The 22,606-nt window shown below is 46.0% G+C and carries 20 protein-coding genes and 2 pseudogenes; 16 read left to right on the top strand and 6 right to left on the bottom strand.

Annotated elements, in window-relative coordinates:
• Positions 1 to 301: 301 nt before the first annotated feature.
• Positions 302 to 2,248: an ABC-F family ATP-binding cassette domain-containing protein gene (locus tag BLT91_RS07650; RefSeq protein WP_090818953.1), complete on the bottom strand. Its 1,947-nt coding sequence runs from the start codon at positions 2,246 to 2,248 to the stop codon at positions 302 to 304.
• 302 nt (positions 2,249 to 2,550) lie between these two features.
• On the opposite strand from BLT91_RS07650, the gene BLT91_RS31375 reads away from it, so the two are divergent.
• On the top strand, positions 2,551 to 2,742 hold the full coding sequence (locus BLT91_RS31375; RefSeq protein ID WP_090818950.1) for a hypothetical protein: 192 nt from the start codon (positions 2,551 to 2,553) through the stop codon (positions 2,740 to 2,742).
• Positions 2,743 to 2,746: 4 nt separating this feature from the next.
• On the opposite strand, the gene BLT91_RS30585 is transcribed toward BLT91_RS31375, so the two are convergent.
• A complete protein-coding gene (locus BLT91_RS30585; protein WP_141224951.1) occupies positions 2,747 to 3,067 on the bottom strand; it encodes a hypothetical protein in 321 nt (106 codons plus the stop codon).
• Positions 3,068 to 3,110: 43 nt separating this feature from the next.
• On the opposite strand from BLT91_RS30585, the gene BLT91_RS07635 reads away from it, so the two are divergent.
• The 5 genes and pseudogenes from BLT91_RS07635 to BLT91_RS32680 form a co-directional block, all read left to right on the top strand.
• Positions 3,111 to 3,791 carry a 5-formyltetrahydrofolate cyclo-ligase gene (locus BLT91_RS07635; RefSeq protein ID WP_090818944.1) on the top strand — a complete coding sequence of 227 codons (681 nt, stop codon included), beginning with the start codon at positions 3,111 to 3,113 and terminating at the stop codon, positions 3,789 to 3,791.
• 16 nt (positions 3,792 to 3,807) lie between these two features.
• The gene (gene moaC / locus BLT91_RS07630) at positions 3,808 to 4,290 is read left to right on the top strand and encodes a cyclic pyranopterin monophosphate synthase MoaC (RefSeq protein WP_302847470.1); all 483 of its coding nucleotides are present in this window, start codon (positions 3,808 to 3,810) and stop codon (positions 4,288 to 4,290) included.
• A 113-nt stretch (positions 4,291 to 4,403) separates the two neighbouring features.
• Positions 4,404 to 4,895: a MogA/MoaB family molybdenum cofactor biosynthesis protein gene (locus BLT91_RS07625; RefSeq protein ID WP_029197035.1), complete on the top strand. Its 492-nt coding sequence runs from the start codon at positions 4,404 to 4,406 to the stop codon at positions 4,893 to 4,895.
• Positions 4,896 to 4,909: 14 nt separating this feature from the next.
• Positions 4,910 to 5,905, top strand: a complete 996-nt coding sequence (locus tag BLT91_RS07620) for a molybdopterin-binding protein (protein ID WP_090819825.1) — start codon at positions 4,910 to 4,912, stop codon at positions 5,903 to 5,905.
• Positions 5,906 to 6,307: 402 nt separating this feature from the next.
• Positions 6,308 to 6,436, top strand: a pseudogene (locus BLT91_RS32680) (twin-arginine translocase TatA/TatE family subunit); the annotation flags it as partial.
• A gap of 20 nt (positions 6,437 to 6,456) precedes the next feature.
• Here BLT91_RS32680 and BLT91_RS32675 read toward each other — a convergent pair.
• Positions 6,457 to 6,672, bottom strand: a complete 216-nt coding sequence (locus tag BLT91_RS32675; protein WP_254776853.1) for a hypothetical protein — start codon at positions 6,670 to 6,672, stop codon at positions 6,457 to 6,459.
• A gap of 89 nt (positions 6,673 to 6,761) precedes the next feature.
• Here BLT91_RS32675 and tatC point away from each other — a divergent pair, with 89 nt between their 5' ends.
• The 3 genes from tatC (at position 6,762) to groL (ending at position 9,752) form a co-directional block, all read left to right on the top strand.
• Positions 6,762 to 7,520: a twin-arginine translocase subunit TatC gene (gene tatC, locus BLT91_RS07610; protein ID WP_090818935.1), complete on the top strand. Its 759-nt coding sequence runs from the start codon at positions 6,762 to 6,764 to the stop codon at positions 7,518 to 7,520.
• Positions 7,521 to 7,748: 228 nt separating this feature from the next.
• The gene (gene groES / locus BLT91_RS07605; protein ID WP_028553854.1) at positions 7,749 to 8,030 is read left to right on the top strand and encodes a co-chaperone GroES; all 282 of its coding nucleotides are present in this window, start codon (positions 7,749 to 7,751) and stop codon (positions 8,028 to 8,030) included.
• 93 nt (positions 8,031 to 8,123) lie between these two features.
• Positions 8,124 to 9,752: a chaperonin GroEL gene (gene groL / locus BLT91_RS07600; protein WP_090818932.1), complete on the top strand. Its 1,629-nt coding sequence runs from the start codon at positions 8,124 to 8,126 to the stop codon at positions 9,750 to 9,752.
• 78 nt (positions 9,753 to 9,830) lie between these two features.
• On the opposite strand, the pseudogene BLT91_RS07595 reads toward groL, so the two are convergent.
• Positions 9,831 to 10,013: pseudogene (locus tag BLT91_RS07595) on the bottom strand (site-specific integrase); the annotation flags it as partial.
• Between the two features lie 249 nt (positions 10,014 to 10,262).
• Here BLT91_RS07595 and BLT91_RS07590 point away from each other — a divergent pair.
• The 3 genes from BLT91_RS07590 to BLT91_RS07580 all read left to right on the top strand — a co-directional run bounded on the left by BLT91_RS07590 (position 10,263) and on the right by BLT91_RS07580 (position 11,615).
• The gene (locus tag BLT91_RS07590) at positions 10,263 to 10,625 is read left to right on the top strand and encodes a hypothetical protein (RefSeq protein WP_141224949.1); all 363 of its coding nucleotides are present in this window, start codon (positions 10,263 to 10,265) and stop codon (positions 10,623 to 10,625) included.
• 79 nt (positions 10,626 to 10,704) lie between these two features.
• The gene (locus tag BLT91_RS07585; protein ID WP_217635188.1) at positions 10,705 to 11,076 is read left to right on the top strand and encodes a DUF6941 family protein; all 372 of its coding nucleotides are present in this window, start codon (positions 10,705 to 10,707) and stop codon (positions 11,074 to 11,076) included.
• Positions 11,076 to 11,615, top strand: a complete 540-nt coding sequence (locus BLT91_RS07580; RefSeq protein WP_090818924.1) for a hypothetical protein — start codon at positions 11,076 to 11,078, stop codon at positions 11,613 to 11,615. Before BLT91_RS07585 ends, BLT91_RS07580 begins: the two co-directional genes overlap by 1 nt.
• 799 nt (positions 11,616 to 12,414) lie before the next feature.
• On the opposite strand, the gene BLT91_RS07575 is transcribed toward BLT91_RS07580, so the two are convergent.
• Positions 12,415 to 16,638: a GGDEF domain-containing protein gene (locus tag BLT91_RS07575; protein WP_175532145.1), complete on the bottom strand. Its 4,224-nt coding sequence runs from the start codon at positions 16,636 to 16,638 to the stop codon at positions 12,415 to 12,417.
• 109 nt (positions 16,639 to 16,747) lie between these two features.
• Between BLT91_RS07575 and BLT91_RS31370 the strand changes: the two genes are divergently transcribed.
• A complete protein-coding gene (locus tag BLT91_RS31370; RefSeq protein ID WP_175532144.1) occupies positions 16,748 to 16,888 on the top strand; it encodes a hypothetical protein in 141 nt (46 codons plus the stop codon).
• A 29-nt stretch (positions 16,889 to 16,917) separates the two neighbouring features.
• A complete protein-coding gene (locus BLT91_RS30580; protein ID WP_141224947.1) occupies positions 16,918 to 17,169 on the top strand; it encodes a hypothetical protein in 252 nt (83 codons plus the stop codon).
• Positions 17,170 to 17,226: 57 nt separating this feature from the next.
• Here the strand turns inward: BLT91_RS30580 and BLT91_RS07570 are convergent, their stop codons facing one another.
• Entirely contained in the window at positions 17,227 to 17,568 is a 342-nt protein-coding gene (locus BLT91_RS07570; RefSeq protein ID WP_090818918.1) for a hypothetical protein, read from the bottom strand.
• 175 nt (positions 17,569 to 17,743) lie between these two features.
• On the opposite strand from BLT91_RS07570, the gene BLT91_RS07565 reads away from it, so the two are divergent.
• Together BLT91_RS07565 and BLT91_RS07560 are read left to right on the top strand one after the other, a co-directional pair.
• Complete coding sequence (locus BLT91_RS07565; RefSeq protein WP_175532143.1) at positions 17,744 to 19,318, top strand: SWIM zinc finger family protein; 1,575 nt, start codon at positions 17,744 to 17,746, stop codon at positions 19,316 to 19,318.
• The gene (locus tag BLT91_RS07560; RefSeq protein WP_090818912.1) at positions 19,315 to 22,569 is read left to right on the top strand and encodes a DEAD/DEAH box helicase; all 3,255 of its coding nucleotides are present in this window, start codon (positions 19,315 to 19,317) and stop codon (positions 22,567 to 22,569) included. Before BLT91_RS07565 ends, BLT91_RS07560 begins: the two co-directional genes overlap by 4 nt.
• Positions 22,570 to 22,606: the final 37 nt, after the last annotated feature.

Genomic DNA, 22,606 nt, shown 5'->3' with positions numbered 1-22,606 from the left:
AAAAAAGTTTGGTTGAATTTTCAACCAAACTTTTTTGCTGCTTGTACGGACCCATGTCAATGCCTATATTGCGAATGCCGACTGCAGGTGAGTTGCTATTTCTATTGCAGATTGTACAATAGTTTTTAATTTGTCGTCTTTGTTTTGTCGTTCTAATGTATTTCGTACAATGTTACTTGCAATAGCCAGACTCTAAGGCTGTTCAAAGACAATTTGATTGTATCTTCTGCAATGTAAAGTCTTAATTGTAGGGATAATGATCATTTCTATTGCACATTCTACAATGAAAGTTTGTTCGAAGCTATGCTAGGAGCGTCTCCCACTCCTCATAACAAGCAGCGAGCGAACTCTTCCGCTGATCAACCGCAGCTGTCTTTTCTTGAACGAGCACATAGTTGTTGTACACAGCCGGATCAGCAAGCTCCGCCTCCAAGACGGATACTTCTTCTTCCAGCCGAGCAATGTCAAGCTCGAGCTGCTCTAGCTTGCGCTGGCGGCTGCGTTCTTCGCGTTTTGCCAGCTTGTCCGCTTCATACCCGCCGCCGCTCGCGGGTTCAATTTTGCCAGCATTGCTGCCACTGGCAGCTTTTTTCTCGGCTTCTTTGGTCAGACGTTTCGTCTCCATCTCGGCAAGCTCGGCCTTTTTCTCGAGGTAATCATCGTAGTTGCCGAGATAGCTTGTGAGACCGCTCTTCTGCAGATCCAGCATGCTTTCCGCCATTTTGTTGAGGAAATAACGGTCATGGGAGATGAAGAGGAGGGTGCCCTCGTAATCCATCAATGCCGATTCCAAAACCTCTTTACTGTATAAATCCAGATGGTTGGTAGGCTCATCAAGGATCAACACATTGGCTTTTTGCAGCATCAGCTTGGCTAAAGCTACGCGCGCTTTTTCTCCGCCGCTTAAGGCAGCTACTTTCTTGAACACATCTTCGCCGCTAAAAAGAAAGCTCCCCAGCACGGTCCGAATTCGGGCCTCTTCCAGATGCGGATATGTGTTCCACACTTCCTCCAACACACTGTTGGAAGGGATCAGCCCCGTTTGCTCCTGATCGTAATAGCCAATCGTGACGCCGGTGCCCCATTTGAAGGTGCCTGCATCTTGTTTGTGCTGCCCAATTAATGTTTTCAGCAAAGTAGATTTACCCACACCGTTGGGTCCAATGAGTGCAGCGGTTTCCGAACGACGCAGCTGGAAGGAGACGCCATCCAATAGCCTGTTCTTCCCATCATAGGAAAGTGCCAAACGATCGACCTGCAGTACTTCCTTCCCGGAAGTTTGCTCGATTTCAAAAGAAAACGAGGCCCGTTTCAAATCCCCCATCGGCTTATCGAGTCGATCCATTTTCTCCAGCTGCTTGCGGCGGCTCTGTGCTCTCTTCGTCGTAGAAGCACGCACTATGTTGCGCTGCACAAAATCCTCCAGCTTCGCAATTTCATCCTGCTGCTTCTCGAACTGCTTCATTTCAATCTCATAATTAGCTTCTTTAATCTCGATGAATCTGGAATAGTTCCCGGTATACCGTTTGGACGCATTTCGCTCAATTTCATAAATGGAAGTCACCAACGCATCTAGGAAAAACCGGTCATGAGAGACGACCAGAATAGCACCCGGATAACCTCGCAAATACCCTTCCAGCCAAGTAAGCGTCGGAATGTCCAAATGGTTCGTCGGCTCATCGAGCATGAGCAGATCGGGTTCTTCGAGCAGCATTTTGGCAAGGGCAAGCCTTGTTTTCTGACCGCCGCTAAGCGTTTGGACCAGAGTATCCGGAGAAAACTGACTGAAGCCCATCCCGTGCAGAATGCCGCGAATTTTCGCTTCAATTTCGTAGCCGCCATGTTCGCGGAACCATTCGGAACGCTGAGCGTACCGATTCATCGTGGTTTCATACTTTTTTTCGTCCGAGATCAGATCCGGGTCTGCCATCAGCGCTTCGAGCTCACGCAGTTCTCTCTCCGTCTCCAGCAATGAACTAAACACGCTCAGCAGCTCGTTCCAGATAGATTTGTCCGTGTTCAATCCGCTATTTTGCTTCAAATAGCCAATTTTCGTTTCTTTCGCCTTGAATAAATCGCCGCTGTCATAGGACATTTCACCAGCAATGATTTGGAGCAGAGTCGATTTACCGGCACCATTCACGCCAACTAAACCAATCCGTTCCCTGTCTTCGATTTGAAGCGTTATATTGGAGAGTACGGAACGTACCCCATAGCTTTTGGAAATGTTAGAAACCTGTAATAGCATCTGCTGCTGCCTCCTGCCTATTAATGAAAGAACCTATCCCGAGGCCACGCTCTTGGTGGCTAATAAATCCTATCAATTCACTAGTATACACCATGCGCGAGGGCGTCGTATGCTTAATTTTGCATAGAATCAGTAGGGGGAGATAGGGAAATGGGACTTTTGCGATATGCTAGATATGCAGGTTGTTTCTTTCTGCTCCTCTTTCTGTTTCAAGCACTAGCTAGCTCCCTCGATAAAGGCTGCAATCCGCAAATACGATTCCTGTATCCCTCTCAATAACTACACAAGCAGGCTTCACGATCATGACATTTAATATACATCACGGCGAAGGTTTAGAAAAAGCCGACGTCATCGCCTTACAAGAAGTGGATCGCTACCGCTTGCGCAGCGGATTTGTGGATCAAGCGAAGGCATTGGCTGAGCAGCTTGGCATGGATATGCGTTTTGCTCCTAGTTTAACCTATATGCTTGGGCAATATTGCATTGCAATCTGAGCCGTTATCCGATCGAGGACAGCAGCAGTGAGCTCCTTCCAGGGACCAATGAACCTAGAAGCCTGCTTACGGTTAAAATAAATGTTGGTTTATCAAAGAATGAAGATCCAATCGTCGTCGCAGGCGATTTTAATATGGAATTAGACTCATTTCCGTTGAAAATGGACACCCTACAGCTCACTAACATTCCATTACGACCCGATAGGAAAGCTACATTTTTAGATGGAAAAAGGATCGATTGCCTCTTCATGAATAGGAAGAATGTCGGTTCAGCATGGACGATTCCGACGATTTCTTCGGACCATTTTCCCGTAATAACGTTCATTCCTCTGGGGTCTTGGGTGGGAGTATAGTTTTTTTCCTTGTTTATGTTAAAATGGGGGAAACCACTCCTCGTTAGGGAAGGGCTGAAAGCTAGTATGAACATCCGAGAGCGGAAAATTGAATTACGCAAGGAAATGGAAGAACTACGCTCTTCCATCATATCTGAAGAACGCGAAGAGAAGCAGCAGCGCATTCATGAGAGAATAACGAAGCTTTGTTCAGAAAGGCTTCTTGGGCATGGACAGAACGAAACGTCCAGCCTGCCAACGATTATGACGTATATGCCATTTCGGTCTGAGCCGGACGTTGCCCCGCTGATGGAATGGTGTTGGCAGCAGGGAATCCGCGTGCTTGTGCCGAAGGTTGTAGCGGAAACGAAAACGATGAATTTGCATATCATAAGCTCCTATGAAGATCTGGAGAGCGGGGCTTGGGGCATCAGAGAACCTCGCTGCGAGGTGCCTATTGAGCACGACTTGGCCACCATCTCTATGATCATAGTCCCTGGGCTTGCCTTTGACATGGATTTCGGAAGACTGGGCTACGGCGGCGGTTTTTACGATCGATTCATGCAGTTATTTGCTGCGCGCGGACTGAAGAGACCTTTTGCGGTTGCGGCCGCTTTTGATAAGCAATTGATTCCTGGCGTCCCCTCATCCTGGCATGATTTCCGCGTTGACGGCATCATCACCGAGAGCAAAATGGTCTTCAAATCAGAATCATAAAACAGAGGTGAGTGACTTGCCCGATTCCTCCCCATTAACTCATTTTAATGAACAAGGACGAGCACGAATGGTCGACATTTCGGATAAAATAGAGACGAAGCGTACGGCCACAGCGCGTTCCACTTTAATCATGAAGAGCGAGACGCTAGATTTAATTAAGCTGGGTAAAATGAAAAAAGGCGACGTCCTCGCCGTAGCGCAGGTGGCTGGGATCATGGCGGCCAAAAAAACGTCAGACTGGATCCCCATGTGCCATCCGATTGCGCTAACGGGCATAGACATTCAGTTTACTGATAACGGCAACAATGAACTATACATAGAAGCAACCGTGCGGACGACGGGTCCGACAGGCGTTGAGATGGAGGCTTTAACGGCCGTATCCGCAGCAGCGCTGACCGTCTACGACATGTGTAAAGCCGTAGAGAAGGATATGATTATCAGCTCCACGCTGCTTGTTCTGAAAACAGGCGGTAAAAACGGGGATTTTCACAGACAATAGTTGACAGTGATCCGACTAAACACAAAGTAGGATTTTGCATAAAAAAGAAAGTCGACGATCACTCAGGTTAGTGGGGTTATCTCATTCAGTTAACAAGGGAGAGGTGACGAAGGATGCACTGGAAAGTTGCGATTTTGACAGCCAGTGACCGCGGTTACCGAGGAGAACGAGAAGACACTAGCGCTCAGGTAATCCGCGAGCTGATTGAAGAGGAAATTCAAGGTGAGATCATCGAGTACCGGGTCGTTCCGGATGAGATGGATGAAATCATGGCTTCATTAATCGAAATGACCGATTATTATCAGGCAGATTTGATCTTAACGACTGGCGGCACAGGACTTGCCCCCCGTGATGTGACACCGGAAGCTACGCTCAATGTGATTGATCGGGTTGCGCCAGGTTTTGCAGAAGCCATGCGGATGATCTCGATGCAAAAAACACGGAAAGCGATGCTTTCCCGAGCTGTATCCGGCATTCGCGGACGCACGCTCATCATTAATTTGCCGGGCAGTCCGAAGGGCGTGCAGGAGAACCTGATGGCGATTATCGATCAGCTTCCGCATGCGCTGGGTATTCTGACAGGCAAAGAAGGTGACCATGGGTGAGTAAACCTGATTCCATGCTGCGCGAGGTCAAAGTCGAAGATGCGATCGGCATGATTTTGCCCCATGATCTTACTCAGATTTTGCCCGGTGAGTTCAAAGGTCGTCTTTTTCGCAAAGGCCATCAGGTTACCGAGGCCGACATTCCTGCGCTGCTCAGTATCGGAAAAGAGCATATTTACGTGATGGAGCTGCAGCCTGGCTATCTGCATGAGGATGAAGCTGCGCTGCGCATGGCAAAGGCAATAGCGGGAGATGAACTCAAGCTCACCGAGCCGCATGAGGGCAAAGTGAACGTGAAATCGACGATTCACGGCTTGGTTAAGATCGATAAGACGTTCGTTGATCGCGTGAACGCCATCGATGAGGTTGTGTTGTCGACGATTCACAGCAACACGGTCGTGGAGGCAGGCGCTTCGCTGGTCGGCACGCGGGTGATCCCGCTGATTGTGGACGAAGCGAAGGTGGTGGAGGTCGAGCGCCTGGCTGCCGCTCGCCGCGAAGAGGGCTTCACCTTGCTTGAGGTGAAGCCGTTTCGCAAGCTGAGCGTCGGCGTTATTACGACGGGCAGTGAGGTCTTTAAGGGCCGGATTAAGGATAAATTCGGCCCGGTTGTGAAGGAGAAGGTCGCGCAGCTCGGCTCCGAAGTAGTAGACCAGCGCTTCGTGTCGGATGACAGCGAAGCGATAGTGGGCGAGATCCACGCGCTGCAAGCGCTGGGCGTGGATCTGATCTTGGTCACGGGCGGCATGTCCGTGGACCCGGACGACCGCACGCCGGGCGCGATCAAGCAGGCCGGCGCCCGCGTGGTCAGCTACGGCACGCCGATGCTGCCAGGCTCGATGCTGATGATCGCCTATCTGGGCGATGTGCCGATCATGGGCTTGCCGGGTTGCGTAATGCATGACCCGTACACGTCCTTTGATGTGCTGCTGCCGCGTATTTGCGCAGGCGAGACAATCGTCCGCAGCGACATTACGGAGATGGGGTACGGTGGGTTTTATCAGTGCTAGATCAGTGCTAGACGATGAAGTCCGTCATATTAGGCCTGTTTGAATTATCGAGTTGAGTTACTTTTCATGCCAAGTTTCGATGCGATGACTGTTACCTGCATTTTGTGCAGGTAATTTGATGAATTTGTTTCGTATCTAGCAATTTGCTGTAATATGTACATCATTTTTGGCGGTTTGGTAGAAATTTGGCCGATTTTAGCAGATATTGATGTACAAAATGCAGGTAAAGTGGTCATACAGGTGAAAAGCAGCTAAAATACCTGCACTTTTTGCAGGTCATGCAAAAGTGCAGTGACCTTTTAGATCGCGTTGGCCGCACTGAAGCTCCCTCGAGGAGATTTCGCTGCAGTCATGCTGCTATGTGCCACGTAGTTTATACGGTTTTTGTTAATTTCGCAACAAATGATGGAGATGAAGTCCATGTTCCAAAATATCGGTTTCACCGAGCTAATATTGATAGCAATCGTTGCTCTTGTCCTGTTCGGGCCGCAGAAGCTGCCCGAGATTGGCCGTGTGCTGGGGCGCACGATTAGGGATTTCAAGAAAGGTGCTCACGCTCTGCTGAACGATGAGCCGCAAGCGCCGGCAGAGTCAAAGCCTGCAGCACCAGTCACACCATCAGCGGAACAATCTGTTCCTCCAATGGACGTATCACAGGTCTCCTCGGCAGAACCAGCAGTACCCGTCCCAACGCCCGCACTACCAACGCCCGCACCACCAACGGCAGCACCACCCGCGGCAGCGCCTATCGCGCCGCCCAGCAACACGCGGCGTCTACCAGACTAGCCGTTTCTTTTCAGCATAACAAGTGCTTCAGCCTTACTAGGCTCGATTCACTGGATCAGGTTGGTGAAATATGTCAACGAACGAAGAAATGTCACTCGTAGAGCACCTTGGTGAGCTGCGCAAACGAATCATGTGGGTATTGGCCGTCCTGGTCATAGGAATGGTTGGTGGACTTCTTTGCGCCAAACCGCTCATTCGATACCTCAAAAATATTCCGCCGGCGAACGGAATCGGTTGGAACGTTTTTTCCCCATGGGATGCTTTACGCTTGTATATGAATTTTGGTTTGGCCGTTGGTGTTTTAATTACCTTGCCGGTTATTCTGTATCATATATGGGCTTTTGTTAAGCCGGGTCTGCGCGAGGTTGAGCAGAAGGCTTCGATAATTTATATCCCTGCAGCTTTTTTGCTTTTCTTGCTGGGTCTTTCATTCGGGTATTGGGTTGTTTTTCCGATGGCTTTTTATTTTACTTCCTCGATTAGTAAGAGTCTCGAAATTACGGAGATGTATGGGGCAGCGCAATATTTTACGTTCATGTTCAATATCATTCTTCCGCTTGCGATTGTGTTTGAGATGCCGATTGTCGTGATGTTCCTCACGAAAATTCGCCTTTTAAATCCAAAACGTCTGCATAAGTTCAGAAGATATGCGTACATGCTGCTTGTTATTTTAGCTACAGTCATCACGCCGCCGGATGCAATTTCGGCAATCTTAGTCTCTTTGCCGCTCATTGTTTTGTATGAATTTAGCGTATTTATGTCGGGATTCATCTATCGCAAGCAGCTCGTGAAGGATGCGCAGTGGGAGCAGGAATTTGGTGCAAAATGAGAAAACAGTCTGCCCTAAGGCGCAGACTGTTTTTCTTTGTCTCGGCGAATATTTGTATTTCATTTGGGTAGAATGAGTGGGGTGCCCAAAAGAATGAAAAATGTGTAAAAGGACTTGCAAATTACTCCCAGAATGAGTATCATAAGAATTGTTGTTAGCACTAAACACATTCGAGTGCTAATAACCGAATACACCCATTACCAATTTTCTAAAGGAGGCTATTTTTCCATGATCAGACCGTTAGGTGATCGAGTAATCATTGAAGCCGTTGCGAAAGAGGAGACTACAGCAAGTGGTATCGTGCTGCCAGATACAGCGAAAGAAAAACCACAAGAAGGTAAAGTTGTAGCCGTAGGCGCAGGCGCGTTGAAAGATGGCGTTCGTGTTCCGCTTGAAGTAAGCGAAGGCGACCGCATCATTTTCTCCAAATACGCTGGAACTGAAGTGAAATACGAAGGCCGCGAACTGTTGATCTTGCGCGAAAGCGACATTCTCGCTGTATTAGCCTAATTTAGCAGGATATAGATCGGCAATACGTATACTTAGTTTTTCCGTTTTACTACTTACTATGTACAGGTTCTAAATTAGAGGAGGTTTCCTATCATGGCAAAAGAAATTAAGTTCAGTGAAGACGCACGCCGCGCGATGCTTCGTGGGGTAGATGCTTTGGCTAATGCTGTAAAAGTAACCCTCGGTCCTAAAGGCCGTAACGTTGTTCTTGAGAAAAAATTTGGCAGCCCGTTGATCACTAATGACGGTGTTACTATCGCGAAAGAAATCGAGCTTGAAGATGCTTTCGAAAACATGGGAGCACAACTTGTTAAAGAAGTTGCTACCAAAACAAACGATGTTGCTGGTGACGGTACAACAACTGCAACGGTTCTAGCTCAAGCTATGATCCGCGAAGGTTTGAAAAACGTAACAGCAGGCGCTAACCCAATGGTTATCCGCAAAGGTATCGAGAAAGCTGTTAAAGCAGCTGTAGAAGAGCTTCAAGCAATCGCGAAACCAATCGAAGGCAAACAATCCATCGCACAAGTAGCGGCAATCTCTGCTGCTGACGAAGAAGTAGGCGAATTGATCGCTGAAGCTATGGAAAAAGTAGGTAAAGACGGAGTTATCACAGTTGAAGAATCCAAAGGATTCCTTACTGAACTTGAAGTTGTAGAAGGTATGCAATTCGACCGTGGTTACACTTCTCCATACATGATCACTGACACGGATAAAATGGAAGCTGTCCTTGACAACCCATACATCCTGATCACTGACAAAAAAATCTCGAACATCCAAGAAATCTTGCCTGTTCTTGAAAAAGTGGTTCAATCCGGTAAACAACTTCTGATCATTGCTGAAGATGTTGAAGGTGAAGCACAAGCAACGCTTGTTGTGAACAGACTTCGTGGAACATTCACTTGCGTAGCTGTTAAAGCTCCTGGTTTCGGTGACCGTCGTAAAGCTATGCTTGGCGATATCGCTGCTCTAACTGGTGGTCAAGTAATTACGGAAGAGCTTGGTTTGGATCTGAAATCCACGCGTCCTGAGCAATTGGGTAGCGCGCGTCAAATCCGCGTAACCAAAGAGAACACAATCATCGTTGATGGCGCTGGCGACAAGAAAGATATCGCTGCACGCGTTACACAAATTCGTTCCCAACTGGAAGAAACAACTTCCGATTTCGATAAAGAAAAACTTCAAGAGCGTTTGGCTAAACTTTCTGGCGGCGTAGCTGTTATCAAAGTTGGCGCAGCAACTGAAACTGAGCTGAAAGAGCGCAAACTTCGTATCGAAGATGCTCTGAATGCAACACGTGCAGCTGTTGAAGAAGGTATCGTTTCCGGTGGTGGTACAGCCCTAGTGAACGTATACAACGCTGTAGCTAAAGTTGCGGCTGTTGGCGACGAGCAAACAGGCGTTAACATCATCCTGCGCTCCCTAGAAGAGCCAGTTCGCACAATCGCAGCTAACGCTGGTCAAGAAGGCTCCGTCATCGTTGAGCGCCTCAAGAACGAAAAAGTAGGCATCGGCTACAACGCAGCAACTGGCCAATGGGTGAACATGTTCGAAGCAGGTATCGTTGACCCTGCGAAAGTAACTCGTTCCGCACTGCAAAACGCAGCATCCGTTGCAGCTATGTTCTTGACAACTGAAGCTGTTATTGCTGACAAGCCAGAAAAAGACAAACCAGGCATGCCTGACATGGGCGGCATGGGTGGAATGGGCGGCATGATGTAAGCCGTTCGCCAGAACCCTTATAAACGCTTTAATTATGGGCTCCTTCGGGAGCCTTTTTCATTTTTAATCACAAAAAAATCACATTTCTTGCAAAGTGCGGGCTCCAAGAATGTCTCCAAAGTGAATTTTTATCTTTTGGTCGGCTTCTTTTTTCATCTTCTCGGTGACGTGTGTATCGATCTTCATCGTGGTTTCTGGATCATCGTGACCAACGCGGCGCATGATCGTTTTGAGGTCAACCTCTGCCTCTGCGAGCATGCTGAAAGCCTGATCCCCGACGCCTACTTCCGTCATCAAATGCGACGTCACTTCCTTGAGGTGGACCATCTACAGCAAATGACTAAAAACAAAGAGAAGATCGAGAAATATAGGAAGTTAAAAAGAGTACTGGAAGATTCCAAGAAAGACTCAAGTACTTCCCTACTCTTGTGTGGGTAACAATGACGGAAACAAGAAAGAAACAGCTGCTCGAATGGTGCGATGGGATCAATATGGTTGTTCATATATGGGATGAAATTCGCTAAGGAGGCGATTGAGTATGCAAGTAACAATCGGTCAAGATGTTGGGATGGAGATCAAAGGAAGTCTCTTTTTCAAACGGAAAAAGTCATGGTGATCGAGCAAGGTAAGGGTATAACCGAGTCGCAAAAAGGTCTTAAGTCTGTTCTAGGTCACATTATCCCTTTCGGACTGTTGGCAACAAGTTTAACGTCATTCGGGTCCTTCGCTTCAGCACAGGGTATGAATGAACCGGCAATGGCAGCAATGGTAGTACCTGACCACGTAAAGGAAAGGATTCAAAATACAGCTAATGGCAAGGAGATTAAAAGATTTATTGACGAATATAGAAATCATGTGGTAAATTTTAGGTAGAATAACCGACCCCAGGAAATAACATCTGGGGTTTAGTTGTCTCTTGAAAGCTGATTTTGAGGAGTATACAATGATCTCGATGCCATTTCTACTATTAGTTGACGAAGTTAAAATGAAAGAAGGGAAACTGACTGCCACAAATATTTTTGATGAAGTTGAAGTCAGTGAACTCCCAACATTACTTCCAGAGTTCCATCTATGCATGGGGTTATTAGGTGAAGAAGAGGATGAAGGGGAAACCCTCACCCTTAAGATCAGAAGTAAGAATCTAAAGAAAAATGATGTAGATTTTCCTTATCAACATGGTAGAGATGGGATTATCAAAAATGTAACTGTCAAAATAGCTAAATTACCTATATCTGAGACAGAAACTATCTTTTTCGAAGTATCTTTTAGAAAGAAACTTATTGGCAAATATCCTTTGACTATAAAGAAAGTTGGTGACCATTGATGATTCAATCTAATTTCACAATTGATTTTGGCATGAAAAGTCGAAAAGATTACCCATTGGCTCCATCAACTGGACATACAGAGGAAGAAAAGGAATTTTGTCAGCATCTTTCTGAATTGGTTGTTCCAAAGGATAACTGGTTACAAGAGAAAGGCTACATTAAAATTAATTTTGATGTAAAGCGAAGATGGAGAAGTTTCGAGATTAGAGGTATTTACCTCGTAAAAGAAAATGGGAAAATTATTTTCCATCCCCTAAGTTATAAAATGCCTATTTCTGGCAATATACTAGGTACTAGCTTAAGAAAGGTTGGTGCATTTTTTATGCCTAATAAAGCTTTCTTGGATCCAGTATCTGTTACATACCGCTATGTGATATCACTGTTGTCTTTAGGTGCAATAATATCTGGTTTGTCATTATTCTTCTTGGATATTATACCCTCACCAATTGACAAAGCTTTATTTTGGACCTGTTTCGCTGGTGCATCAGGTTTTGTAATTGATGATTGGAAAAGGAAATACAGTGTCCGAAGCGAGTAATAGAGGATCTGGGTTTGATTGGATTGGTTTGGTTTCGGGATTACCAGCATCCCTTATATTTATTTTAGTAGTTGATTGGCAAATCCTACCTGAACTAGTTAATTTATATAAATCACAAAGTTCAGTAAATGATAGTCTTAAGGTTTATACGTTGTCGGGAATCGGTGTGTTTGTATTAGTAAACCTAATAATTATATGCACCTTTGCAAGGGTACGTTATTTACAAGAAAAGGCAAGAATTGGATCGCCTACGCCCATAACCGATAATACTTAAAAGAAAAAGGTTTCCGCTAGCTTATCAAGCAAGCGGAACCTTTTTATGTTCCTGTAAGTTCCTACTGGGATAATAATCACATAAAAATCACAAAAACTCCAGTCATGTGCGAATAATTGTGAATAGATCATTCTATTTTATCAGAATAAATATTGATATTACTGTGTTTTTGAATATATACGAATGTGTACGAAAGTGCATGATAAATGGGCGGCATGATGTAATAAGGGATTATTCATCAAGGCTTTCCCGGAATATAGGCAAGAGACCTCTCAGTCAATTCTGAGAGGCCTCTTGTTTCTTTGTCTTTGTGATGCTTTTTGGAATTATTGTTACAAGAAACAAAAGGCCCTAATTTTAGGGCTTCCGAGTACGATGACCAATCGTACGAAAAGGAATTGCTTTGAGCTGATTACTCGCTCATTAGCTTAATGTAACATTTACTGTATACTCATCTTATTCCTTACTTCCCCAAAATTCAAGTTCTATTAAATAAAATAGTTGATAAAAGTTTTTTAAATAATTTTAATCTAAATCCCAAGCCGCAATGACCTTATTCTTCCCGGTCTGCTTCGCCGTAATTTCCGCCGTATCGGCTTGTTCAATTAATTGCTCGATGGAGTCTGGACTACAGAGCGCTAGGGACGATACGCCCACACTGACAGTGATCTGGTAGGGGCGGCCGTAGGCGAATTCTTTCTCAATCTCGCCTCGCAGCTGATGGGCAATCTTGAGGGCTTCTTTCCCATCGGTCTTAGGTAAAATAAGAATAAGCTCTTCACCGCCATATCGACCCGGGATGTCGCTCTTGCGCAAATTGAACCTGAAAATGTCAGCGATTTCCCGTAAAACGCGGTCCCCTTCAGGGTGTCCGAACTCATTGACTCTCCGGAAATTATCCACATCGATCATGATAACGGACAAGTCCAGTTGATAACGTCTGGCTAGATCGAACTCTTCCCTCAGCTTCTCCATAAAATAACCGCGTAAATAAAAACCAGTCAGGTTATCAATCACCATCTCCCGATGCAGGAGAACGTTGATGATGTGCGGTTTAATGAAAGAAAGAAAATGTTCCATATGTTGAAGCTTTGTTTTCGTCATACCGTCGACATAAACCTGTAGGGTAATGGCTTGATCGCCTCGCTGAAAGAGAGTGAAGGAGAGGATTGAGCTATCACTTCGGGTTTGATAGGCAATCAATTCATCGTGATCCCTTAATCCAGAGGCGGTAACAAAAACTTTTTGCTTATAGTGCAGCAGTTTATAGGTGATGGCAAGTTGAATGACTGGAAAGTAGTCAAACAGTGCCTTGGTCAGCCTTTGCATCGTTGTGGTCAGGTCCAAGGTTTCGGTAACCTGCTCACTGAGCTCGATGATAATTTGTAAATCCAAGGAAAGCAACAACCATTGCTCGCGATCCGCAATCATTTTTTGAACAAAATCATCCTGCATAATGGCAGGTGAGGCTGGTGTAAAGGCCGGCCCAATAACCCGTTCCATGCAGGCGGCCAAATAGGGCTGCCAGGATTCCTTTTGAATAATCTGATACCCGTTTAATGCCCGCCGCAAATACAGCATCGCATGTTGGATATCGCCCTCATGCATCGACCTTTCAGCTGAAAGCCTGTAGTAATCAGGCCAAAAGACGTCGTAGGAATATCGTTTAAGATAGGCTTCAAAATGTTCAAACCATAGATTCATATTCTCTGAGCGAAGCTCTAACAGCAGTGTGAGCAATTCTCGATACGCCCACCCCGTATACATGCCTGAGTTGTTTTTAGAAATAAATTGCTCAAAAAGCTGGCAGGCTAGCTCCTGATTTCCCTCTCTTGTTTGGAATAGCGCCTCTAAAAAGATAGCATTGTTCTCATTTTCCAGGGAGACAGGAACTTTGACAGACTGGTTTTGACGGAAGGCGGCATAGCCTTGAAAAACGGACAATAGACCCATGCTCCATTCGGAAATTTGCTGCTCGAACAGGTTCGTCTCCAACTCGTCAAACAGTGCCCATTGCTCCCATTCAAGTGCGAATAAGAGCTGATTCGTCAAATAACTCTCCGCAAGATCCTTACGCCGCAGCTGGTCAACCTGCAGTACACGCTCTTTATGATAGAGGTAGCTGGCCATATCTCCTTGATTTAAGGAGAATTCCATGGCGTTCAGATGGCCTACTTGTTCTTTGATTGTGTAGCCGGAACGCTTAGCACCCTCAATTCCACGGTATACATATGTATTGATCAGCTTATTGTTGCTTTGGTAGGAATAAACATCGTAGAGACGCAGCATCAGATCCGTATGAGGCGATGTATCCAGAAGCGGTTCCAGCTTAGCCGCAATGGAAAGCGCCCATTCCTCGGTTTCAGGAAAATGAATCAGCATATTGATCGTATAATAGTATGTAATCTCTGCAAAGTGGCGAAGTGAAAGCAAATTCCTCTTTGGATAAACGACCTCCATATAGAAAATGTGCAGCTTACGCATCTCTTCATCCTGCAAAGGAAAACAGAGATTGCTCGTATTTAACAAAAATGCAGCTCGTACCCGATCCTCTAGTGCTTGGCTTTCGTCAAAAATAAAGGGGAATAACTCTTCGCGCAAAACGTACACATCTAAATCATTTTGAATGATGCGGATAAACATCCACCCGAAGCGATCGGTCATTTTTCCCGTTCGTTCGTAGACGGTTAAGGCTAATTGTTCGGAAAGAGCAAATTGGTTAAGCAGATGATATATTCTACTTAGTAGGCGATCTAGGAAAATGAGATAAGGTCTTTCTAGCTTTTCGTATAAATATTTGATGCGTTCTAATAATTCGATCTTTTGCCCATAAGAGAGAAGGGAACGGATCTGTTTATAATATTTTAACAGCAAATAATATTCGACTTTATACTCGCTCGCTTGGCTGGATAGTGTAATGAGTTGAGGTAAAGCTAATGGGCGGAATTGATGCTGGTAATGTAAAGCTGTTTGGTAATAAGACGTTAATTGAACCGATGGAAGCTGCTGCAGGACCAATTGGGCAATTTCATTTGAAATAAATAAACTATCATTGTGACTGACATGAACAAGTCCAATCTCTGCCAGCTTGGTCACCGAAGTGAAGATCGTTCCTAAATCCATCTGATTTGCTGTAAATAGGGAAAACACGCTTATTGGCATAGGCAAACAACATAGGAGCCTTAAGAGTTCCAATTCCTCTTTGTCTAAAAGGGCGATGCGCTTAGAAAACAAACGAGGAGTGTGCAGCTTTTCATTATCTAGATGAAATTTAGCCGTTTTTTGCCATCCCTGATTAGTTAGATGAATGCATCCGGATTGAATAAGCTCCTCCAGAATGATACGGCAGTGACTAATGTTGATCTTGTACTCATAAAACCAATTCCTCAACTCGTATAGTAAAGCGGAATCAGCTCGTCCGAATTGTGAGGACAGCAGCTGCTCATAGATCGCTTGATCCGAATGATGGATTTCAAGTATTTGAAAGGATAATCCTATGAAATGAGTTGGTAATCGGCTGCCGCTGAAAATAAGATGCAAGCCCTTCATCTCATGACCATGCTCTCTCCAAAAGTTCTGGAGAATAAGCTGAGAATCTTCATCAAAGTGTTCACAATTTTCAAAGATAAAGAAAAAGTTTTGAACAGGGAACATCGGGATAATGGAAGCGAAAAATTGATACAACCACTCGGTCAGCAAATAGAGGATATCGTCCCCTTCATAGTGCTTCTTCAGAAGTTGGTCAAATTTCCGAGAAAGATTACGCAGCATCGTGACTGATTCAGGCAGTATGTCATAAGCCATTTGCAAGGTTCGGGAGACGACGTCACGCAAGGTTGAATAAGGAAGCTCTTGAGTGACGATTTTGAAGAAAAAGCCTTTTTCAAGCATCTCATTAACATGTTGGGTATATACGTCGAATCGAATCGCTTCATCCTCACAGATGAGCCCAAATAAACGTTTCTCATTTGATTGTAAAAAGGTGCGAAAATGCTCTCGCTGTTCATGTGTTATTGGCGCTGCAGCAGGGTGCAGCCAGTTTGGACTCACATAAGAAATATGAGGCGGATCTTCAGGGAGATGCATGCCCGCTCGAATGCTATTTGCAATCTCATCAGCAAATAAGAATGTCTCTGGTTTAGTAAGCAGACGCTCCGATAATTGCCGCAAAGCTGTAGGAACGGAGCTATATATCGATTGGATCAGCAGATTGATGGATTCAAAGTCAGCTACACGTGATAACAGAAATCGCCGCGCATAACGGGGAAATGAAGTGAATGGGTAATCCGTCAATAAATGATTAATAAACTCGATACCAGAAGGAAATGGCTGGATATCGAGTTTAATGGCTAATGTCTGTGGATGGAAGAAAAGCATGTCAGGCAGCAAAAAACCCATGTAAAATTGCTCTTCATGCAAGATGGAAAGTGCTTTACATAGGGAGATAAGTAATTTCCCTTTGTCCTCATCACTTAGATGTTCTTTTGTAATTTGTGAAAAGGGTAAATAGCCGTCCGGTAATGGAGGAAGCTGGACAATTAGATTTCCTTCAACCAGATGCCAATCCTTTGGCTGACGGAAGTAGTCTCCTTTAGCGGCCTTGGCCCAAGACAACAAGCGATTCTCGATTTGCTTATAGTGAAAAAAATGCCATAGTTTATGATTGAAATGCATTTCAGAAAATTCAAAGGTATGAGAGTATAGTAGATGACGAGTATCCGAATAAGTACTTTGACTTGTATGATTCATCTTACTCCCACCTCCTTCTATGTATAGGAAATTCGACCTATTTCTCAATTGTAACAAATATATGTGACAAATGGGAGGGGTTGTTCGCTTTCTTAGATATAAAGATGAAATGGGAACGCATACGAAGCCGGGCAGCCTGGCTATTTCGGGCATGCTTGGACAGTTACCTGCTTGGCCCACAGAAATCTGCCTAATTATTGGTAAGTTAGGCATTGGTACATTCCTTGGACTAGGGCTAAACGTATACTAACACAAACCTAAAGAGGAGTTGACCCATCCATGGCTTACCTACCTAACCAACCTGGACCAGGCAGACCATATCAGTGTCCGCCAACTGACCCGATAATGACAAGTCCAGAAAGAGTCGTCAGAGACTTCTACCACCCACAAAGGGTTCAAGTCATTCATCCTATTCAAATTGTTAACAGACACCACTGTGTTCCTGTCTATGAGCATGTGTACACTTGTTCAGAGACTGATGAGTATTGCGGTACTCACCCGCATCCGCATCAAGGTATGCTGCGCGAGTAGTCCTCAAAGAAACCCCCGAAATGAATCGTCGATGATTCGTTTCGGGGGTTATTTTAGTTATTGTTTTAAATGCTCTATTTCTAGCTCTACATCGGCAATTCGACGATTTAGGAAACGGTTATCAGCACTTAACTCGGCGTAGTGTCGGTCTACTTTTTCTTCAAGTCGATTCACCGTTTCTGAAAGATCAATAATCGCTTGCTTCATGAATAATTGATTTTCTTCAAGCTTGTCGAATCTGTCTTCAAGGGAGTCAAAACGTATTTCAAGCTTATCGAATCTGTCTTCAAGGGAACCGATTCTGTTTTCAATTGTCCCTATTCTGTCATCTACATGACCTAATCTCACATTGATCGTTTTCAGTTCGCTTAGAATAAGTTCTAGAATTTGTGCGCTCAAGGAGATCTTCCTTTCTGTATCCAAAAGTAAAAATACGTATTTGCTATAGTAATATTTTATCACAGTTTTAGTTATGTGAAATGAGCTTTATTATAATTTAATGTTGTGTTCGTTAGCTGAGGTATTTAGTATAATTGGAAATGTGAATATTGTCGATATACGGAGGATCACATACATGTTTATGTTAGAGATGGATTGGGAGCATTGGACGAATTGGATCCGATCCTATTTTGATAAGACGATTCTAATGCGGGGTTGGGAGTATTACGGAGACGGTCACGTTGGGGAAATCTCAACAGAGGGAACAAGCATCATTAAAGCTAAAGTATCCGGATCCAGCACTTATAAGGTTCATATTGATCTGAGCTTATTCATGCGAAGCAGCTGCAGCTGCCCTTATGGCTCTTATTGTAAGCATATGGCTGCTGTTCTTTTTGAGGTTGCAGAGCAAATGGGCTTTGATCCGAAGGAGTTTTTGACTGGCAGCCGGAGCAATGCGGTAACACAACCACAGTTCGATCTCACGCCCAAACAGGCGGTTAAGCTGCCCAAAGCGACAGATACCTGTGAAGAGTGGCTGGCCTATTTTGAAAAGCAATATGCGAATTCCAAGGTTTATAACGCTTTTAGTGTGGAGGAATTATACACTCGCGCCTGGGGGCAGCTGAATAAGCTGGCGGATGACTGGGAACCGACCATTAGGGGCATTTACGATATACAAGTCGTGCTGTATCTCATGCAGCTTTGTGATGCTTTGGCTGAGGCGAAGTCGGGCATGTATGATTTCTTTTATAATGCAGCTTACTTTTTCTCGAGAATAGCGAAACACAGTCGTGAACATCTCACTTCCGCTCTTAAGGAACTTGATGTGGAGAAAGCACAGATGAAGTACCTAGGACATTTGAAGGAGCTTGCAGCTTATGCAGCTAAGCATGTTACTAAGGCGTCATCCAATTCACATATGAAATGGTCCGAGGTAAGCAAGCTGCTGTGGTCGGGTTTGCTGTATGAGAAGAGTCTGGTAGCGGACGAGCTTGCTAGATTGCGGCAGATTGCTGCGGATAAAGACAGGGACAATGATGCTCGTGAAGCAGCGGTCATCGGGTTAGCGCATTTTGATATTATGAATGAAGATGATGAAAACGCTTGGGAGCGTGTTACAACAGGGGTTGATGTGATCCAGCCTGAGGATTGGTTTGGCTATTTACAGACATTTGTTAAGGAGCAGCAGTGGGATCGGCTCTTGAAATGGCTGCGCTGGCTTAGGCCCGCGGTCCGGAAGGATGCGGCGCATTATGCGAGTGACTATCTTAACTTTTGGAAAGAGGCATCAGAGCATGTAGAGGTTGAAAAAGAGCATAGGGAAGCTATGGTGACCCTATTGCCTGCTAGTTATCGGCATTATTCTCGTTTCCTGCTCGATAAAGAGGAGTACCAAGCTTGGGCTGACTTATGTCTGATGTTAAATTTATCACCGATTCATATCGAATCCGCCGATTTGAAAATGGTCGAAAAAGCCGATGTCCGCGTGCTGCTTCCCATCTATCACTATGCGGCTGAGGAATGTATTCAGGGTAAAAATCGCGACGCCTATAAACAAGCTGTCAAGCTGCTTAAGAAGCTGGCGGCTGCCTATAAAAAGCTGAAGCAATCTCCTCGTTTCGAGATCTACGTTCAGCAGTTAAGCAAACAATATTCGCGCTACCGCGCGTTTCAAGAGGAATTGCGGAAAGGGAAGCTTATTACATGATCAGCTTGTCACAGATACATATCAGAATGCAAAGACTCCCTTCGGGGAGCTTTGTCTGTTACGGAGAAACGGAGCAGGCTAACGAGGTTCCTGGCTATAAGCTGAGAAAGCTGCTTTTTGCTTGGCACGAGCGGTCCTATTATGGGACGCAGATCGAAAGCATGCAGTCCGAATACGGCGAAGGCTTGGTTCTAACTCCTTATATGGCGATGGACTATTTGGCTGCACCAGGTATTTTATTGCATGGGAAATTATCGTGGGATGAGAATGTACTCTTGATGAAGAGAGGGGCCGCTCTGTATAGAGAGGCTCTGGCCGCAGGCTGGTATAAGCCTTCTTATGAGCAATGGCGTGAAGGGAAGATGGGGTGGAAGCTGCAGCTTCCTGAAGAGAAGCAGGAGGAGTTTGAGCAGCTTGCTCAGGGTAATCGGCTGGGCGAAGCCTTTTGGCAGGACTGGTTCAATGCGGCAGTGGGGGAGATGCTGAGCCTTGATCCTTCATCGGAGATTAGTTCAGCCTGGAGCCGTTTGCTTGTAGAAAATATTCTTCTTCGCGTGGATGACCAGGCGTCTGTGTCCGCTAGGGCAGATTTAAGCTGGATGCAGGAAGAGGATTGGCTTCTGGCGATTGGTTGGAAGCAGGATGATGCGCCTTACCGAATATGTGTGCAGCTAGTGGAGCCCTATGCAGAAACGTATGTGGATGGAACGACAACGGCCAAAGATGACGGGGCAGACTGGCGGCTAAGGTTCATTGCGCAGGATCATAAGAATGCGAACCGGATCGTAGAGTTTAGTACGACGGGAAACTGTTTAACAGGACAAATTCCTGCAGCTTGGCAGGATGAAATTGGGGTTAAAATCCAAGAGCAAACGGATCGCATTCTACGTATTTTGCCTCACCTAGAAAGTGAATTCCAGAAGAGCAAGATTGTGGAGCAGCTGTCCGATGATCAGGCGTGGGTGTTCCTCACTGAATCGAGTTTGCAGCTCGTGGCGGCTGGCATTTCTGTGTTCTTGCCTTCCTGGTGGGAGGAGCTTCAACGTTTGCGTCCTCAGCTTCGGGCCAAGCTGCGAAGCTCGGTTGGTGCTTCGCGAAAATCCATGTTTGGCATGGATCAAATCATTCAATTCGACTGGCGGGTCGCCTTGGGCGGGGTGGATTTGTCGGAGGAGGAGTTTCTCCAGATCGCTGAACAAAAGAAACGGCTGATCTATATTCGCGGCAAATGGGTGCAGCTTGATCCCGCCTATCTGGAGCAGATCAGGGCTGCGATGCGGCAGGTGGAGAAGAAGAAAGGACTCTCCTTCCGAGATGTATTAGAGATGCATCTGTTGGAGGGAGACGGAGAGACGGATCAAGAAATGACAGCTGAGGATGAAAAGACGAGAGCTGAGGATGAGAAGCGAGAGACATTGAAGATCCGTCTTGAGCTGAATAGCAGCTTGCGGACCTTGATGAAGCAGCTGAATCAGACGAAATCCATTCCGCTTGTTGAGCGGATTGACGGTCTGGAAGCTGATCTAAGGCATTATCAGGTTGAGGGTGTGTCTTGGCTCCTATTTCTGCGTGAGATTGGTCTGGGTGGTTGTCTGGCGGATGATATGGGGCTTGGGAAGACGATTCAGTTTATTGCTTATTTGTTGGCATCGAAGACAAGGGCTGAAGAGCAGAGTTCGAAAGCCGAAACGTCGAACCAAGCGAGCAAAGTCTCAAACTTTGCGACCAGATTAGAGAATTCGGTACCCTCCTTGCTGGTTTGTCCAACCTCCGTACTTGGCAACTGGCAAAAAGAGCTTGCGCGCTTCTCGCCATCTCTTAAGGTTCATCTTCATTACGGGGCGCAGCGAGCAAAAGGTGAAGAATTCGAGGCCTCTATTCTAGACGCAGACCTGGTGATGACCTCCTACAACATCGCTCAGCTGGATGAAGAAGAGTTGTCAGGCGTGACCTGGAACGCACTTTGTTTGGACGAGGCACAAAATATCAAAAACGCTTATACGAAACAGGCTCAAGCTATTCGGGGCTTAAACGCTCACCAACGCATCGCTTTGACAGGGACGCCGATTGAGAATAGATTGACCGAGCTGTGGTCGATTTTTGACTTTATTAATCCGGGTTATCTGGGTACCCTGAGCCATTTCAACCATCAATATGTAGGACCTATTGAGAAAAGTGGCGATGGCGCCCCTGAGCTGACCTCCCGCGTACAGCGGTTGATTCGTCCGTTCCTGTTGAGACGGGTCAAGAAAGATCCGGCTATTCAGCTTGACTTGCCAGATAAGTATGAGTCTAAGGCTTATGTTGCTTTGACCCCTGAGCAGGGGGCTCTGTACGAGAACGTTGTACAAAGCTTGATGGAGAAGATCGATAGCCTTTCTGGTATGGAGAAAAAGGGACTTATTCTGGCTTCGCTTATGAAGCTGAAGCAGATCTGTGACCATCCTAGTCTGTTTCTGAAGGATGTGGGGGTTGGAGCGGGTGCAGGTGCGAGTGCGAGTGCAAGTGCAAGTGCAAGTGCAAGTGCAAGTGCAAGTGCAAGTACAAGTGCAAGTACAAGTATAAGTACAAGTACAAGTACAAGTACAAGTACAAGTACAGGTACAAGTACAAGTGCAAGTGCGAGGGCGAGTGAAAGAGCAAATGCAAGTGCAAATGCAAATGCTGGTGCAGCCGCTCCGGAGAGAGTAGTACGCTCAGCCAAGCTGGAACGTCTGCTTGAAATGATCGACGAACTTAGGTCTGAAGGAGGCAGCTGCCTCATCTTCACCCAGTTCGTCGAGATGGGCCACCTCCTGCAGGCTGTGATTTCGCAGGAGCGGGGTGAACCCGTGCAGTTCTTGCACGGGGGGCTTAGTAAAGTGAAGCGCGATGAAATGATCGCGCGCTTCCAAGATGATGCGCTCCCGGATGCGGAGCGCTGCAGGATCTTCATCCTCTCGCTGAAAGCAGGAGGAACCGGTCTAAACCTCACAGCGGCGAACCATGTTTTCCACTTCGACCGCTGGTGGAATCCCGCCGTGGAAAACCAAGCCACGGACCGCGCCTTCCGCATCGGCCAAACCCGCGACGTGCAAGTGCACAAGTTTGTCACGCTTGGCACGCTGGAAGAGCGCATCGATGAGATGATCGAGCGAAAAAAAGGCCTCAGCGACCAAATCGTCGGCACCGGCGAGAACTGGGTCACCGAGATGTCCACAGGCGAGCTGCGCGAGCTTTTCGCTTTGCGGCGCGAGTGGGTGGAGAAGTGATGGCAATGAGCTTGATCAGTTCTTTGAAAGGAACACT

The organism is Paenibacillus sp. yr247, assembly GCF_900103825.1.
Taxonomy (GTDB): domain Bacteria; phylum Bacillota; class Bacilli; order Paenibacillales; family NBRC-103111; genus Paenibacillus_E.
This window is presented reverse-complemented; position numbering and strand designations above follow the sequence as displayed.